The organism is Streptomyces sp. NPDC096105 (genome assembly GCF_044763335.1).
Lineage (GTDB): Bacteria > Actinomycetota > Actinomycetes > Streptomycetales > Streptomycetaceae > Streptomyces.
This window is the reverse complement of sequence record NZ_JBIWGC010000027.1, coordinates 45046-60770: the sequence shown is the minus strand read 5'-3', so window position 1 is coordinate 60770 and position 15725 is coordinate 45046. Positions and strand designations below refer to the sequence as shown.

The 15725-nt window shown below is 71.9% G+C and carries 14 protein-coding genes; 7 read left to right on the top strand and 7 right to left on the bottom strand.

Annotated elements, in window-relative coordinates; translation table 11 throughout:
• Positions 1-168 precede the first annotated feature (168 nt).
• Positions 169-591, bottom strand: a complete 423-nt coding sequence (locus ACIQ8B_RS29735; RefSeq protein ID WP_403551048.1) for a VOC family protein — start codon at positions 589-591, stop codon at positions 169-171.
• Between the two features lie 159 nt (positions 592-750).
• Between ACIQ8B_RS29735 and ACIQ8B_RS29730 the strand changes: the two genes are divergently transcribed.
• The 3 genes from ACIQ8B_RS29730 to ACIQ8B_RS29720 all read left to right on the top strand — a co-directional run bounded on the left by ACIQ8B_RS29730 (position 751) and on the right by ACIQ8B_RS29720 (position 3234).
• Positions 751-1740, top strand: a complete 990-nt coding sequence (locus tag ACIQ8B_RS29730) for a helix-turn-helix transcriptional regulator (protein WP_403551046.1) — start codon at positions 751-753, stop codon at positions 1738-1740.
• 302 nt (positions 1741-2042) lie between these two features.
• Entirely contained in the window at positions 2043-2612 is a 570-nt protein-coding gene (locus tag ACIQ8B_RS29725; protein ID WP_106416094.1) for a hypothetical protein, read from the top strand.
• A gap of 163 nt (positions 2613-2775) precedes the next feature.
• A complete protein-coding gene (locus ACIQ8B_RS29720; RefSeq protein WP_403551044.1) occupies positions 2776-3234 on the top strand; it encodes a DUF4383 domain-containing protein in 459 nt (152 codons plus the stop codon).
• 847 nt (positions 3235-4081) lie between these two features.
• Here the strand turns inward: ACIQ8B_RS29720 and ACIQ8B_RS29715 are convergent.
• The 5 genes from ACIQ8B_RS29715 to ACIQ8B_RS29695 form a co-directional block, all read right to left on the bottom strand.
• Complete coding sequence (locus tag ACIQ8B_RS29715) at positions 4082-4837, bottom strand: ABC transporter ATP-binding protein (protein WP_403551042.1); 756 nt, start codon at positions 4835-4837, stop codon at positions 4082-4084.
• On the bottom strand, positions 4834-5883 hold the full coding sequence (locus ACIQ8B_RS29710; protein ID WP_403551040.1) for an iron chelate uptake ABC transporter family permease subunit: 1050 nt from the start codon (positions 5881-5883) through the stop codon (positions 4834-4836). Before ACIQ8B_RS29710 ends, ACIQ8B_RS29715 begins: the two co-directional genes overlap by 4 nt.
• Position 5884: 1 nt before the next feature.
• Positions 5885-6916 carry an ABC transporter permease gene (locus tag ACIQ8B_RS29705; RefSeq protein WP_403551038.1) on the bottom strand — a complete coding sequence of 344 codons (1032 nt, stop codon included), beginning with the start codon at positions 6914-6916 and terminating at the stop codon, positions 5885-5887.
• 131 nt (positions 6917-7047) lie between these two features.
• On the bottom strand, positions 7048-8058 hold the full coding sequence (locus ACIQ8B_RS29700) for a siderophore ABC transporter substrate-binding protein (RefSeq protein ID WP_403551036.1): 1011 nt from the start codon (positions 8056-8058) through the stop codon (positions 7048-7050).
• Positions 8059-8637: 579 nt separating this feature from the next.
• Positions 8638-9507 (bottom strand): alpha/beta fold hydrolase, encoded by an 870-nt coding sequence (locus ACIQ8B_RS29695; protein WP_403551034.1) that lies wholly within the window; start codon positions 9505-9507, stop codon positions 8638-8640.
• A gap of 919 nt (positions 9508-10426) precedes the next feature.
• Between ACIQ8B_RS29695 and ACIQ8B_RS29690 the strand changes: the two genes are divergently transcribed.
• From ACIQ8B_RS29690 to ACIQ8B_RS29675, 4 genes are all read left to right on the top strand, one after another.
• Positions 10427-11182 (top strand): (5-formylfuran-3-yl)methyl phosphate synthase, encoded by a 756-nt coding sequence (locus ACIQ8B_RS29690; RefSeq protein WP_106410893.1) that lies wholly within the window; start codon positions 10427-10429, stop codon positions 11180-11182.
• Between the two features lie 8 nt (positions 11183-11190).
• Positions 11191-12594: an aldehyde dehydrogenase family protein gene (locus ACIQ8B_RS29685; protein ID WP_403551032.1), complete on the top strand. Its 1404-nt coding sequence runs from the start codon at positions 11191-11193 to the stop codon at positions 12592-12594.
• Positions 12595-12597: 3 nt separating this feature from the next.
• Positions 12598-13704 carry an NAD(P)-dependent alcohol dehydrogenase gene (locus tag ACIQ8B_RS29680; RefSeq protein ID WP_403551030.1) on the top strand — a complete coding sequence of 369 codons (1107 nt, stop codon included), beginning with the start codon at positions 12598-12600 and terminating at the stop codon, positions 13702-13704.
• 79 nt (positions 13705-13783) lie between these two features.
• Positions 13784-14689: a class I SAM-dependent methyltransferase gene (locus tag ACIQ8B_RS29675; protein ID WP_403551028.1), complete on the top strand. Its 906-nt coding sequence runs from the start codon at positions 13784-13786 to the stop codon at positions 14687-14689.
• 78 nt (positions 14690-14767) lie between these two features.
• Here the strand turns inward: ACIQ8B_RS29675 and ACIQ8B_RS29670 are convergent, their stop codons facing one another.
• Positions 14768-15301, bottom strand: a complete 534-nt coding sequence (locus ACIQ8B_RS29670) for an EF-hand domain-containing protein (RefSeq protein ID WP_403551026.1) — start codon at positions 15299-15301, stop codon at positions 14768-14770.
• Positions 15302-15725 lie beyond the last annotated feature (424 nt).

Here is a 15725-nt window from a genome sequence, read left to right as displayed (position 1 = left end):
AGACTGTGGCTCGGTCGTGGGGCGGGCGTCGCCGGTCGGTCCCGGTTTCCGCATCCGCACGGTGGCACGTTTCCTTTTCGTCGCTGCACGTGTCCGGGGTCCGCGCCGTCCGGGCCGCCGCGCGTGTTGCCGAGGCGGCCCGGACGGCGCGGATCGTGTCCGGCCGGTTCAGCCGTTGTACGGAGCGGCGACGTCCAGGACCCAGGTGACGCCGAAGCGGTCGGTGAGCATGCCGTACAGCGGCGCCCACTGCGCGGGCTCCAGCGGACGCACGACGGTCGAGCCCTCGGCGAGCTTGCCCCACAGGGCGCTGATCTCCTCGGGGTCGTCACCGCGTACGGAGACGAAGAACGGGTTCTCGCCCTGGTCCCAGGGCAGTTGCGAGGGCACGTCGTAGGCCATGACGTGGAAGCCGTTGTCGCCGGACACCTCGCCCCACATCACCCAGTCCGCCTCGCTGTCGTCCCGCACGGCGCCCGCGTCCTTGTAGGTGACCGCGACGGTGCGTCCGCCGAAGACGGACCGGTAGAAGTCCAGCGCCTCGCGTGCGGCGCCCCGGAAGTTCAGGTGAGTGGTGGTCGTGACGGACATGGCCTGCTCCTTGCCTCGAGGTGAGAAACACGTCGCCGCCCCGTCCAGTCCGGGTGGCGACTGCCGCGACCAGGGGCGATGCCTCCTGAACGGCTTGTACGCCACCTTGGCAGGAGTACCGGACAGGGTGTGTCCTCTACTGCGGGGATCATGGATCTCATGCAGAAGACGTCATCCCGGTTGCTCGCGCTGCTCTCGCTGCTCCAGACCCACCGTGACTGGTCCGGCGAGGATCTCGCCGGGCGTCTGGAGGTCACCTCGCGCACCGTGCGCCGCGACATCGACCGGCTGCGCGGCCTCGGCTACCCGATCACCACCGTCAAGGGACCGGACGGCGGCTACCGGCTGGAGGCCGGCGCCCGCATGCCGCCCCTGCTGTTCGACGACGACCAGGCCGTCGCCCTGGCCGTCGCGCTGCAGACCGCGGCCACCGGCACCGCCGTCGCCGAAGACGCCGCCCGGGCCCTGGCCACCCTTCGCCAGGTCATGCCACCCCGTCTGCGCCACCGCATCGACCTGCTGCGCGTCACCGCCGTCCGACCGCCCGCGGCCGGCGACGGCCCCGAGGTGGACCCTCAGGTCCTGATGGAGCTCAGCCGCGTCATCCACGCCCGCCAGGAACTGCGCCTCGACTACACCCCGGACCCGAGCACCTCAGCCGGCGTCCCCCGCCGTGTACAGCCCCACCACCTGGTCACCTGGCGTCATCGCTGGTACCTCGTGGCCTTCGACCTCGGCCGTGAGGACTGGCGCACCTTCCGCGTCGACCGCATCCGGCCCCGCACACCCGCCGGTCCCCGCTTCACCCCACGCGAACTTCCCGGCGGCGACGTCTCCACGTTCATCACCAGCCGCTTCCGCGGCAACGACGGCACCACCACCGACTGGCCCTGCCGAGGCGAAGCCGTCCTCCATCTCCCGGCCGCCGACGTCGCCCCCTTCGCCCAGGACGCAGTCGTCGAGGAACTCGGTCCTCAGCGCTGCCGGCTCACCCTCGGTTCCTGGTCCTGGACCGCGCTCGCCACCACCCTCGGCCACTTCGACACCGACATCGACGTCATCGGCCCGCCGCAACTCACCGCGGCATTCGCAGACCTCGCCGCCCGCTACGCCCGCGCCGCGGAACCGCGGACCGGCCCACCGCGGTGAGAACACCCTCCGCAATCGCCGCCCACGCCCTGTACGGGTGACGCGTGACCGTCGTGCGGGAGGCACGGGCCTCCGGAGCGCACCGCATCGGCGCCCGCCCCTGCCCCGAAGCCGCGGGGGGAGATCAGCCCGCGCCCCGAAGCCCGGCTGCCCCCGGCTGCCCCGGCTGCCTGAAGGTCGTCCTGCGACGTACACCCATATGGCCTGCCGTGATGGCGAAGCACACCGAGTCCGGTGAGGGTAGGGGCGGGATCGTCGCCCACCCCCACCAGATCCACCAACCTCCCGCGAAGGAGCTCACCATGTCCGAACGCAATACCGTCATCCGCAGTCTGCACGATCTCGGTCTGGCCGCCTGGTTCGGTGGCTCACTGATGGGGGCGGTCGGCCTCAACGGTGCGGCCGAGAGCGAGGGCAGCACGGAAACGGCCCGGGACCGGATCTCTTCAGCGGGCTGGGCGAAGTGGACGCCGGTCAACGCCGCCGCGATCGGCGCGCACCTGTTCGGCGGCGGCGGGCTGCTCGCCGTGAACGCGCACCGGGTCGCCACCCAGCAGGGTGTGGCCGCCTCCACCACGGCCAAGACCGTCGTCACCGCCGCGGCGCTGGCCGCCACCGCCTACGCCCGCGTCCTGGGCAAGAAGGTCGAGCTGGCCTCCTCCACCGACCCCGATGACGCCGAGAAGGCGGCCAAGCACCCGATCGACCTGGAAAAGGCGCGGCGGCAGCTGCACATGGCGCAGTGGGCGGTGCCGGCCCTGACCGGATGCCTGGTGGTGCTCAACGCCCTGCACGGTGAACAGCAGCGCCCGACCGAGCAGATCCCCGGCATGTGGGAGCGGGCCCGCTCCGCGACCCACCTGATGGCGTGACGCCTCGCGAGGCGGATGGGAAGTGATCAGCAGCTACGGCGCCTGCACCTGATGGACGCCTGGCGGCTGTCGTGACATGTCTGCCACGGCCGAGGGCACTCGAGGTGAGCCATGGCGGACCGGGCGACCGGGGCCTGCCTTCGAGCCTGAACAGGGAGTTGCCATGTCCACACATGCACGTGCCACCCGTACTGCCCGAACCCCGGTACAGCAGGCCGCCCTGGCCGTGGGCGCGGTCTTCCTCCTGGTCGGAGTCCTCGGCTTCATCCCGGGCATCACCACGAACTACGACACCATGAAGTTCGCCGCGCACCACTCCGAGGCCAAGCTGCTGGGCATCTTCCAGGTGTCCATCCTGCACAACCTGGTGCACCTGGCCTTCGGCGTCGCCGGACTGGCGCTGGCACGCACCGCTGCCAAAGCGCGGCTGTACCTCCTGGCCGGCGGCGCCGTCTACCTGGTCCTGTGGCTGTACGGGCTGATCATCGACCACGACAGCGCCGCGAACTTCGTCCCGCTCAACACCGCCGACAACTGGCTCCACCTCGTGCTCGGCCTGGGAATGATCGCGCTGGGCACCCTGCTCACCCGCAGGTCCGACCCGACACGGACCGCCGGCTGACCGGTGCAGGCACTTGATCACGCCCGTGCGAGCCAGTTCGGTCACCGGTACCGGCCGCCGGCATGGGCGCGGCGGCGGCAGTGGCCGCTCGGCGTCCCGCGTATGCGCCGGGTGAGCGGGCCAGGGTGTCCGATCACTTCAGGCTTCGTTGTCCCTGCCGGGTGCGGCACGTGATGTCGCTCCACGAAGCACGTGTCCCCGGAGGGCCTGGACGCCGTCACGGTCCTCCAGACCCTCCTTGAGATCCGCCGCACGGGTGAGCGGCTGCCCAGGGCCGGGCAGCCGCTCACCCGTTCTCGTCGGCCGGCCTGCCTCCGCACCGACCCCGGTCGCCCGGCCGACGACACGGTTCCGGGGCCCGCCCGGGCCGGGCGGACGCCTCCTCCATGAAGTACACGGGGTAGAGGGTGTCGGCGGCGACCATGCGGGCCGTCAGCGATTCCGCCGACAGGTCGCCCCGCTTCCCGTCGTGCCGCCGCCGGGCACGGATCGACACGATCACGCAATCGCGGGTCCGGCGCCACGCTGGAACAGATCGCCGCCGGCTTCGGCATCCACCCGGTCACGCTGTCGAAGTGGCTGCGCCGTGCCGACGAGGGCGCCGGGCCCGCGACAGCGCCGGGTGAGTCGGCCGGGCTGCGCGAGGCCCGCGAGCGCGTCCGGCTGCTGGAGCAGGAGAACGAGGTGGTGCGGAGGACTGCGGCGTATCTGTCGCAGGCGGACCTGCCGTCAGGATGACGTACCCGCTCGTCCGCGAGCCGGCCGCCGCCGCTGCCCCTCGCCGGGTGCCGGTGGCTGGCCTCGCCGGTCGCCCGGAAGACGCCCGACGAAGACACCCGGTGAAGGCTCAGTAGTAGACCGCGATCCTGCCCCGGGGGCCTTCGGTGACCTCGACGGGGGTGTCGAAGACGTCCGTGAGGATGTCGTCGCGCATGATCTCCTCCGGGCTGCCGACGTGGCGCACCGTTCCGTTCTTGACCGCGCAGATGCGGTCGGCGTAGTGGCCGGCGAAGTTGATGTCGTGCAGCACGATCACGATCGTGCGCCCGAGCTCGGTGGCCGCGCGGCGCAGGTGCCGCATCATCTGCACGGAGTGCCGCATGTCGAGGTTGTTGAGGGGCTCGTCCAGCAGCAGGTAGTCGGTGTCCTGCGCGAGCACCATCGCGACGTAGGCGCGCTGCCGCTGGCCGCCGGACAGTTCGTCGAGGTAACGGCCCTCGAGCTCCCGCAGTCCCAGGAAGTCGATGGAACGGCTGACGACTTCCTCGTCCTGGAGGGTGAGCCGCCCCCGGGAGTGGGGGAAGCGTCCGAATCCGACGAGCTGGCGCACGGTGAGACGGGTGACGAAGTGGTTCTCCTGGCGCAGGATCGAGACGATCCTGGCGAGGTCCTTCGAGTCCGTGGCGGCGATGTCGTAGCCGGCGATCTCGATCGACCCCGAGTCGATGCCCAGGAGCCGGCCGATCATGGTCAGCAGTGTCGACTTGCCGGCGCCGTTGGGGCCGACGAGGGCGGTGAGCCCGCCGGCGGGGAGGGTGAGGTCGACGGGCCCGATCGCGACGTCGCCGGTGTAGCGCTTGACGACCTGCGTGAGGGTGATCACAACCGTCCCTTTCTCAGGAGGTGGACGAGGAAGAACGTGCCGCCGACGATCTCGATGACGACGCCGACCGAGCCGGCCGCGTAGAAGACGTTCTTCAGGACGAAGTAGGCGCCGCCCAGGACGACGATGCCGGTGAGCCAGGCGACGGGGAACACGCAGCGGTGGTCGTGGGTGTCGGCGAGCTGGTAGGCGAGCATCGCGACGAGGAACCCGAAGAACGTCATCGGGCCGGTGAGCGAGGTGGAGACGGCCATCAGCACCGAGATGAGCAGCAGCACGGCGATCGTCTCGCGCCGGTGGTTCACGCCGAGGTTGAGGGAGGCCTCGCGGCCCAGTGCGAGGACGTTCAGGCGGCGGCTCCCGGCCCACAGCGTCCCGCCGGCGACCGCGGCGAGCGGGACCGAGACGGCGAGGTGACTCGCGTCGGCGTTGGCGACGCTGCCGATCAGACGGGCGGTGAGCACGTCGAACTCGGTGGGGGTCAGCATCCGCTGCATGAAGGCCGACAGCGCCCCGAGACCGCCGCCGAGGACGATCCCGACCAGGAGCATGAGCTGGAGGTTGCCGTACCTGCCCGACAGCAGCCATCCGTAGAGCAGGGCGGCGAAGCCGACCATGAGGACGACCTGCAGGACGAACTGCCACACGCCCTGCACGAGGGTGACGCCGGCGACGCCGAGGAAGAACACCGCGCCGGTCTGGATCACCCGGTAGAGGGACTCGAACCCCATGATCGAGGGGGTGATGATGCGGTTGTTCGTGACGGTCTGGAACGCGACCGTGGCCAGCGCCTGGCAGAACGCGACGAGGATGACGACGACGACGTTCGTCGCCCTCAGCTCGGCGATGCGCCAGAAGCCGGCACTGCCGAAGGGCATCGGGTTGTCCCAGGCGAGGTTGCCGAGGACGACGAGCACGCTGAGGACGGCCAGTGCGGTCAGGACGACCAGGTAGCGGCGGCGTGCCCGCGCGGTGGGCAGGGCGCCGGAGCGGCGGACCGGGCGGGGGGAGGCCGGGGCGGCTGGGGCGGCTGGGGCGGAAGTCATCTCAGGCACGGCGGTGCCGCCTCAGCAGGAGGGAGATGAACACGACCGAGCCGAAGACCGCCAGGATCAGGGCGACCGGCACCTCGAAGGGCATGACGACGACGCGGCCGATGATGTCGCAGACGGTGACCGTCGCGATGCCCGTCAGGCACACCCAGGGCAGGTTCGACCGGAGGTCGTCGCCGCGGAACAGGGAGACGATGTTAGGCACGATGAGTCCGAGGAAGGGCAGGTTGCCGACGACGACGGTGACGATGCCGGTGGCGGCGGCGATGAGTCCGGTGCCCAGCAGCACGATCCTGTTGTAGTTCAGGCCGACGTTGGTGGCGATGTCCTGGCCGAGACCCGCCAGGGTGAAGCGGTCGGCGGCGACGAAGACCGCCACGACGACGATCGCGACCGCCCACAGCGGTTCGTACTGGCCGCGCAGCACCGAGGTGAACGAGCCGAGGAACCACACGCCCATGCTCTGCAGCATGTCCGTGGAGAGCGCGATGTAGGAGGAGACGGCGCCGACGACGGCGCCGAGCATCATGCCCACGACGGGGACGATGACCGAGGAGCGCAGCGTCACCCGGCGCAGGAACAGGAAGAAGATCATCGTTCCGGTGAAGGCGGCGGCCACCGCGGCGCACATCTTCACCAGCAGGGGCGCCTCGGGCGCCAGGATCATGACCAGGAGCAGTCCGAGTCCGGCCCACTCCGTCGTGCCGGTGGTGGTCGGCTCCACGAAGCGGTTCTGCGTGAGCTGCTGCATCACCAGGCCCGACATCGCCATCGCGGCTCCCGCGAGCACGAGCGCGATGGTCCTGGGAATGCGGGTGAGGGTGAACATCTCGGCTCCGTCCCGCGCCCCGAAGATGTCGTAGACACCGACGAAGAGGGACAGGACGACGAGCCCCGTGGTGACGGCGAGGCCGATCAGCAGCGGCCAGGTGAACAGGCGGGCCCGGGGGGTGCGCGCGGGGGCGGGCCCGGCGGCGCCGTGGGACGGACGCCCGACTGTCGGGGCGCCGGTGGGTGGGTGGGACATTGCCGGTGTGCTCTCGGTCGAGGACGGGTGGTCCGCGCGGCGCCGGTGGTGTCACCCCGCCGCGACGGGCCCGCGGGCCGGGCCGGTGCTCCCGGCCCGGCCCGCGGGCTCGACAGGTCGTGCCCGAACGGTCAGGCGCTCGCCTCGAGCTTGTCGGCGAGGTCGTCGAAGAAGGCGGTGTAGGTCTGGATGCCCTCGTTCACGTAGGTGAGCTGCGGGAAGTACACGATGTTGTCGTTCTTGACGGCGGGAACGTTCCGCAGCGCCTCGGAGTCCTTCAGCAGTTCGTTCGACGGGACGTAGGTCCCGGACGTGTCGGCGCTGACGGCCGCGTCGCGGTCGAGCACGATCATCAGGTCGGGCTTCGCCGCGGCGATCGCCTCGACGGAGATGTCGTCACCCTGGTGGTCGGTGGAGCCCTCGGCCTCGATCGCGGGCGTCAGCCCGAGGATGTCGAAGACCGGGCCCACCGTACGGCCGGTGCCCGGCGCCGCGTAGTTGATCTCGCCGCCCGACGTGACCACGCCGATCACGCCGTCCTCCGGGTCGTAGGCCTTCTTGGCCCGCGCGATCGCGGCGTCGAATTCCTCGACCAGCTTCTGCGCCTCCTTCTCGTGCCCGAAGATCTTCCCCAGGCCCTTCACCTGCCGCTTCAGCTCCTCGTCGAAGGGCTTCCCCTCCCGCGGGTCCAGCTCGACGACCGTCGCGTCGGGGGCGAGCTTCTCGATGTCCTCGCGGTACGAGGCGAAGCGCTGCCCGTTGATGACCAGGTCGGGCTCGACCGCGACGATCGCCTCGAGGTCGGGTTCGTTGTGCGTCCCGAGGTTCACGATCGACTCGTCGGTCTTGTAGGGGTTGTCCTTCGCGATCAGGTCGACCGGCGCGGCGGCCAGCTTCACGCCCCACTCGGACAGGGTCTGGAACGTGCGGTTGTCGGTCGCCACGACGCTCTTCGCCGGCAGCCGGACCTTCTGCGTCCCGTGGTTGTCCTCGATCTCGACCGACGTCGCGGCGTCCTTCTTCGCGACGGCGTCGGCCGAGCCCTTCCCGCCGGATTCACCGCCCGCGCATCCGGCGAGACCGAAGGTCAGAGCGGTCGATGCCGCGGTGGCGGCGAGGAGGTGGCGGCGGCGCGTAAGCATGCTCTGTCGGCTCCATTGCAACGGGCGGCGTCGGTGCACGGCACCGACGGGCAGGATCGACGTGGGCATTCCCGCACGGAAGAGCCGCACGCCGAGGTTAACTTAGGCTTACCTTACCTACATCGTGATCCAAGCGGTACCCGAGGTTCCGTTTATGGCCGGCACGGGGCGAGCGCGGTGGATCCGGAGGTGGAGTCACCCGAAACGCCGGTGACCGGCGAGGGGCCGTGCGGTGCGGGACGATCGGCGGCCGGCGCCTCCAGGGCGCCCGGCGGAACGGCGGCACGACGACGAGCGCGCCGACGAACACGGCCGTGAGGACCGTGCCGCCCCCGGCCCTGGCCGCCGGCCTGCCGTGCGGTGCCGCAAAGGGCCCTGCTCGCTCCGCCGGAGCCCGCACGGTTCGGACGCGGCGGCTCGAGCAGAAGCCGGTGATGTGCCCGTCGCTGTGGTGTTCGGCCGCTCCCCGTCGGTGTGTCAGGAAGAACGAGAGGGCGGGTCAGGGCCTGTTCGGACATCGGCTCCCTCTCGCCGCGGGGCCGAGTTCACCCGGGCGGGGCCTCCCCCGCTCCGGGTGTCCTACGCGGCGCCGTCGAGGACTTGGCGCAGGCGCAGCGCGAACTCGTCCGGCATCCCCGGATGCCCGAACTCCCCGCCGCAGAAGCCGCCGTGATGGCTCGGGAACACGACCGCCTTCTGCCCGAGGAGTTCGGCGGCCGCGACGGAGGTGCGTGCCGTCAGCAGGTTCTCGGACTCCTCACCCACCGCGATCACCACGCGGGTCGGCGCGGCGGTGATCGCGTCGGCGTCCGGCCGGTAGCCGCTGACCGCCCACGACCGGTCGGACAGCAGCGGGTCGTCGCGTGAGCCGTCGTCCTCCGTGGGCATCCCGAACGCGGCGGGATCGGCCGCGGGCTGTGCGAAGTACGCGTCGGTGAACTCGCCCACCCACGAGGTCATGGCCACGAACGCGGCCATCCCGGCCCCCCACCCCCGCTTCTCGTACGCCTCCCGGACCCCGGCCCGCGCCCGCACGGCTGCGGGACCGTCCGGTGTCAGGGTGATGAGCGGCGGCTCGTGCGCCACCAGCGTGGTTATGTCCGAGGGGTACTTCTCGACCACCGCGAGCGCGGTGACCGCTCCGCCGCTGCTGGCGAACATCTCGACGGGCCCGGCCCCGAGCGCCCCGATGACGGCGTGCACGTCGTCGGCCTGGGTCCGCGGTGTGTGGTCGGTTCGTCCGTCCTTGCGGACACTGCGACCGAGGCCGCGCGGGTCATAGGTGACCACGGTCCGCTCGGGGAAGCGCGCGGCGAGCGCGGCGAAGCCGGAAGCGTCCATGGGCTGCCCGATCATCATCAAGGGCGGTCGTCCGTCACTGGTCGGCAACGGCCCCCGCACGTCGTAGACGAGGTCCGCGCCGGCTGTCTCAAGCGTGTGAGTTCTCATACCCCTTCAGACCGGTCCCGCCGCGGAAACTCATCGGTGCGGCCCGCGTCAGGCGGCGTCACCGGCGGTGTGGCGCCCGGCTCCTCCGCGCCTTCGCCCAGGCCGTCGCCGGCGCCGCAGTCGTGGATCACCTCGGGCAGGGCGTTCGCGGGGACGAGGACCGGCAGCGGCGGAGCGACGCCGTGCCAGGGACCGCGGACGGGCCGGCGGGTCGCGGTGCCGTCCCGGATCCCGCTGTGACCGACGGGTCCCGCGCCCGTTGCCCGTCTCCTCCTCCGCCGTCGCCGGCGGTCCTGGCGGCGCCGGCCTCGTGTCCTGCGCCACCGACGACACCGAAACCGGCCTCGGCGACGTCTGCGGCCGGGACGACGGTGACGTCGCCGACGGTGGCGGGCTGACCGTGGACGGCGGTCACCGGAGCACGGCCCCCGAACGGCCAGGCGTTCCAGCAGCCTCACGCGGATGCGCGCGGACGGCAGGTCGAAGTCCGGCGCGGGACCGGGTGCGCCGTCGCGCTCGCCGTCGGTCATGACGTGGCTCCGGGTGGAGCAGTTCGGCGGTGCCGAGCGTGTGGGCGGCGAGGGCGGCGAGGGCGGCAGGGCGTCGGCATCGCCGTCTTCCGGGGTGAGGGACGCACCTGACGACATTTCATGCGCCCGCCCCGCGGGGCACCACGGACGGTCCCGGTGAGCGACGGTCGGGCCGGCGAGGTGGAGGCGCCCGCGGAACCGGACCACGCCGCACGCCCGTTCGCTCCGGTGTGCACGGCGCGCTGAGCCTGCCCCCGCTCACTCAGTAAATACTCCGTGCGCCCTTTCTGGTGCGAAGGGCGACGGAAATGATGAGCGCACCACACAGGAACCAGACGATCCGCGGCCCCCGGGCATCCACCGGGCGGGCCCGCGGCGAAGGAGGCCAGGTGTTGCTTCTCATCTCCCCGGACGGTGTCGAGGAAGCACTCGACTGCGCCAAGGCGGCGGAGCACCTCGACATCGTCGACGTCAAGAAGCCCGACGAGGGCTCTCTCGGCGCGAACTTCCCCTGGGTCATCAGGGAGATACGCGAAGCGGTCCCGGCGGACAAGCCGGTGTCCGCGACCGTGGGAGATGTCCCCTACAAGCCCGGCACGGTGGCCCAGGCCGCGCTCGGCGCGGTCGTCTCCGGAGCCACGTACATCAAGGTCGGTCTCTACGGATGCACAACCCCTGACCAGGGCATCGACGTCATGCGCGCCGTCGTCCGGGCGGTGAAGGAGCACAACCCGGACGCACTCGTCGTCGCCTCGGGCTATGCCGACGCCCACCGGATCGGCTGCGTCAATCCGCTCGCGGTGCCCGACATCGCGGCCCGCTCCGGCGCCGACGCGGCCATGCTGGACACCGCGGTGAAGGACGGGACGCGGTTGTTCGACCATGTTCCGCCGGACGTCTGCGCCGAGTTCGTCCGGCTGGCCCACGCGTCCGGCCGGCTCGCGGCCCTCGCGGGCAGTGTCCGTCAGGACGACCTCGGCGAGCTGACCCGCATCGGTACGGACATCGTGGGCGTGCGGGGCGCGGTCTGCGAGGGCGGTGACCGCAACGCCGGGAGGATCCAGCCGCACCTGGTGGCCGCCTTCCGGGCGGAGATGGACCGGTACGACCGGGAGCGCACCGCCGGCCTTCCCGCAGCGCGCTGAACGCCGCCATGCCGACCACCGAGCCCGAACGCGTGCCCGATACCGGGGCGGCCCGCTTCGCGGTCGTCGACCCGGCCACCGGGGAAGCGTTCGACGAGGCCCCCGATCAGCAGCCGGACGAGCTGGACGCCGTGATCGACCGGGCGCACCGGGCCTGGAGCGTCTGGCGGGCCGACCCCGCCGCGCGCACCACCGCGTTGCGCGCGGCGGCCGACGCGGTGGAGGCGGCCGGCGAGGACCTCGCCCGGTCGCTCACCCGGGAACAGGGCAAGCCCCTGGCCGAGTCGTACGCGGAGGTCGCCCGCACGGCGGCCCGCCTGCGCTACTTCGCGGACCTCGCCCCCCGGACCCGGCCGATCGACGACGGCCGGCCGGTGCGCAGCGAGATCCGGTGGCGGTCGCTCGGGCCCATCGCCGCGATCGTGCCGTGGAACTTCCCTCTGCAGCTCGCGGCGGCGAAGTTCGCGCCCGCTCTGGCGGCCGGCAACACCGTCGTCCTCAAACCCTCTCCGTTCACCCCGCTGGCCACCCGGATGCTGGGGTCCGTCCTCGCCGCCGTCCTGCCCGAGGACGTCCTGACCGTCGTCACCGGCCGCGAACCCCTCGGTGCCCGCCTCGTGTCCCATCCGGGCATCCGCCACGTCACCTTCACCGGATCGGTGTCCACCGGACGGGCGGTCGCCCGGGCGGCGGCGGCCTCGCTCGCCCGGGTGACGCTGGAGCTGGGCGGCAACGACGCGGCCGTCCTGCTCGACGACGTCGACGTGGAGCGGATCGCCGACCGGCTCTTCTGGGCGGCGTTCCGCAACTGCGGACAGGTCTGCATGGCGGTCAAACGCCTCTACGTCCCCGCCCGGCTGCACGCCGACGTCGTCGAGGCCCTCGCCCAGCGGGCGAAGACCGTCGCCGTCGGCCCCGGCCTGGACCCCGCGACCGAGCTGGGCCCGGTCAACAACGCCCCGCAGCTGGCCCGCGTCGAGCAGCTCACACGGCGGGCCCTGGCGGACGGCGCGCGAGCCGCGGCGGGCGGCCGCCGGCAGGACGGACCGGGCTACTTCTTCGCTCCCACCGTCCTCGTCGACGTGCCGCCCGACAGCCCGGTGGTGACCGGGGAACAGTTCGGACCGGTGCTGCCGGTGCTGCCGTACCGGAGCCTGGACGAAGCCGTCGACGCGGCCAACGGCACCGGCTTCGGACTGGGCGGCTCCGTGTGGGGCACCGACCCCGACCGCGCCGAGGCGGTGGCCGAGCGGCTCGACTGCGGCACCGCCTGGGTCAACCACCACGCGGAACTGTCCCTGGCCCAGCCTTTCGCAGGCGTCAAGGACAGCGGCGTCGGTGTCGCGGGCGGGCCGTGGGGGCTGTACGGCAACCTCCAGCCGTTCGTCGTCCACCGCCCGCTGGAGGCGTGACCCATGAGGTTCCAGGCAGCCGTGCTCCGCTCGTACGACGCCCCGTTCACGGTGGAGGAGGTGGTTCTGCGGACGGAGCCGGCCGCCGGCGAGGTCCTGGTCGAGATCGCGGGCACCGGGATGTGCCGGACCGATCTCGCGGTCCGGCGATCGGCCGGCCGGAGCCCGGTGCCCGCCGTCCTCGGCCACGAGGGCGCCGGGGTCGTGGTCCGCACGGGCGGCGGCCCGGACACCGGGATCGGCGTCGGTGACCACGTCGTGCTCAGCTTCGACTCCTGCGGACACTGCCCGACCTGCCGCGGTGCGGCCCCCGCCTACTGCGACTCCTTCGCCTCCCTCAACCTCTTCGGGGGACGCGAGGAGGAGCCGCCCCGGCTCACCGACGCGTCCGGCAACGCGTTGGCACCCCGGTGGTTCGGGCAGTCCTCGTTCGCCGGGTACGCCCTCGTCTCCGCTCGCAACGCCGTACGGGTCGACCCCGCACTGCCGCTCGAACTGCTCGGCCCCCTCGGCTGCGGCTCCCTCACCGGCGCCGGAGCCGTGTTGAACACCTTCGGCGCGGGACCCGGCGACACCCTCGTCGTCCTCGGCGCGGGTGCCGTCGGCCTGACCGCGGTGATGGCGGCGACCGCCGCGGGCGCACCGACCGTGGCCGTCGACCGGCTTCCCGAGAGGCTCGCCGCGGCCGAGCGGTTCGGCGCGATGCCGCTGCCCGCCGCCTCACCCGACCTGTCCGAGCGGATCCGGCGGCTGACCGACGGCGGCGCCCGCTACGCGCTGGACACCACCGCCTCGCCCCCGCTCATCAACCAGGCGCTCCACGCACTGCGTCCCACCGGCACCCTCGGCCTGGTGGCGCGCCTCCACAGCCCGCTCACCCTCGAACCGGGCACCCTCGACCGCGGCCGCAGCGTGCGCCACATCTGCGAAGGGGACGCCGTGCCCGCGGTGTTGATCCCCCGGCTGATCGGACTGTGGCGGGCCGGACGCTTCCCTTTCGACCAGTTGATCCGCACCTATCCCCTGTCCGACATCAACGAGGCCGAACGCGACTGCGACGCGGGCCGTACGGTCAAACCCGTCCTGCTCCCGGACAGGGCGAGCCGATGACCGCGGCCCGCGGCGCCGGGCGCCCACTCACCCCGTCCCTTGACATCCGGCAGTTCCCACTCCCGCCGACGGAGGCAGCATGGCAGGCACGACACCCCGGCACACGGACGCGGAAGGCGTGGACGGAGGAGTGGGCCTGACCGCCCTCCTGGTCGCCGCGTCCCGGGCCATCGAAACCCACCGCCACGACAGTCTGGCCCAGGACGCCTACGCCGAGCACTTCGTGCGCGCGGCCCCTGCCTGCACCCACTGGCCGCTGCGCATCGAGGAGGTTCCGGACGGGGACGACAACCCGCTGTGGGGGAGGTTCGCCCGCTACTTCGGCCTGCGGACGAGGGTGCTCGACGACTTCGTCCTCCGGTCGGCCGGTGCGGGCGCCCGCCAAGTGGTCCTGCTAGGAGCGGGGTTGGACACCCGCGCCTTCCGTCTGGACCTGCCGTCCGACTGCGTCGTCTTCGAGATCGACAGGGCGGGCGTGCTGGCGTTCAAGGAACGGGTGCTCACGGGGCTGCCGGCCGCTCCCGAGGTGAAGCGCGTCCCCGTGCCGGTCGACCTGCGGGAGGACTGGGCCGGCGCGCTCACCGCCGTCGGCTTCGACCCGGCCGCACCCAGCGTCTGGCTGGCCGAGGGGCTCCTCTTCTACCTGCCGGGCCCCGCCGAGACGTACCTCGTCGACACGGTGGACCGGCTGACCGCCGCAGGCAGTGCTCTGGCCTTCGAGGCCAAGCTGGAGAAGGACCTCCTGGCGTACCGTGACAGCCCGATCTACACGGCGACGCGCCGGCTGATCGGCATCGACCTGCTCCACCTCTTCGACAAGGGACCACGCCCCGACTCCGCGGGCGCCCTGACGGCCAGGGACTGGTCCACCTCGATGCACACGCCCTTCGAGTTCACCAGGCGGCACGGGCGTGGTCCCCTTCCCGAGCCCAACGACGCGCTGGAGGGGAACCGCTGGGTGTTCGCGCACAAGCTCGCGCCCTGACGCCCGGGCACTGACGACGCGGACGTCCGGCCAGGGGCTGTACCGGCCGTCGGCGGCACAGCCCCCTGGCGGGCAGGGTCAGACGGCGCGGGCCGGCACCAGCCGGTCGCCCGGGATCCCGGCCTTGTCCGGCGCGTAGTAGTCCTTGATGCCGGCGGCCCACGTGGCCACGGTGATGCGGTCGTCGGCGTCCGGACCGAAGGCGTCGAAGAGGGCGTGGATGTTCGCCTCCTCGAAGCCGATCGCCTTCATCAGCGACACGAACAGGGGGCGCTCGATCAGGCCGTCCCCGTCGGGGTCGCCGAGCGCGGAGAGAGCCTCGGCGAACTCGGCGACCGTGGGTCCGAAGCGCTCGGGGTCCAGTACGAAGGGACGGAACTCCTCCACGGAGATGACACCGTCGCCGTTGGCGTCCAGTTCCGCGGCCAGCGTCGTCCAGTAGCGGCGGAACGCGGCTCTGATGGCGTCCTTGGCACCGGCGTCCGAAGCGGCCGCCGCTTCCAGAACACGGCCTGTCATCAGGTCGAAGTCGTCGGAGTCGAGGACTCCGTTGCCGTTGGCGTCGAAGAGGGAGAAGACCAGCTCGACCCGCTTGGCGGCTTCATCTCGCATGTGCGTCACCTGTCTTCCACGACCCGACCACTTCGGGCCTGCATCCGTGACCCATGGAACCGCCGGGAGGAGCCGCAGGATCCCGATCTTCGCTTTTGGTGCCGGGGGAACTGCTGAATGAGCGGGTGTGACACGTTTGACACCACACCTGTGACGACCAGAGTGTTCCGACCGATCCCGTTGATCAGCTCATATGACCTGACGCTTCGGTGCGGAAGGAGGCAGCCGACGCCCGGATCCGGCAACTGCCGACCCTGGTCCGCGAGTTCCGCGGCAACCGAACCCACGGACTGGAGGAACACGCCCGCCACGCCGGGCACAGCCCCTCCGGGGTGCGCGCCGCCCACGGTGAGACAGAGATCAGGCAAGTCACCGCACAGATCGGCCGGGAGGCGAACCACCCCCGTCGCGCGCCACCGGAACC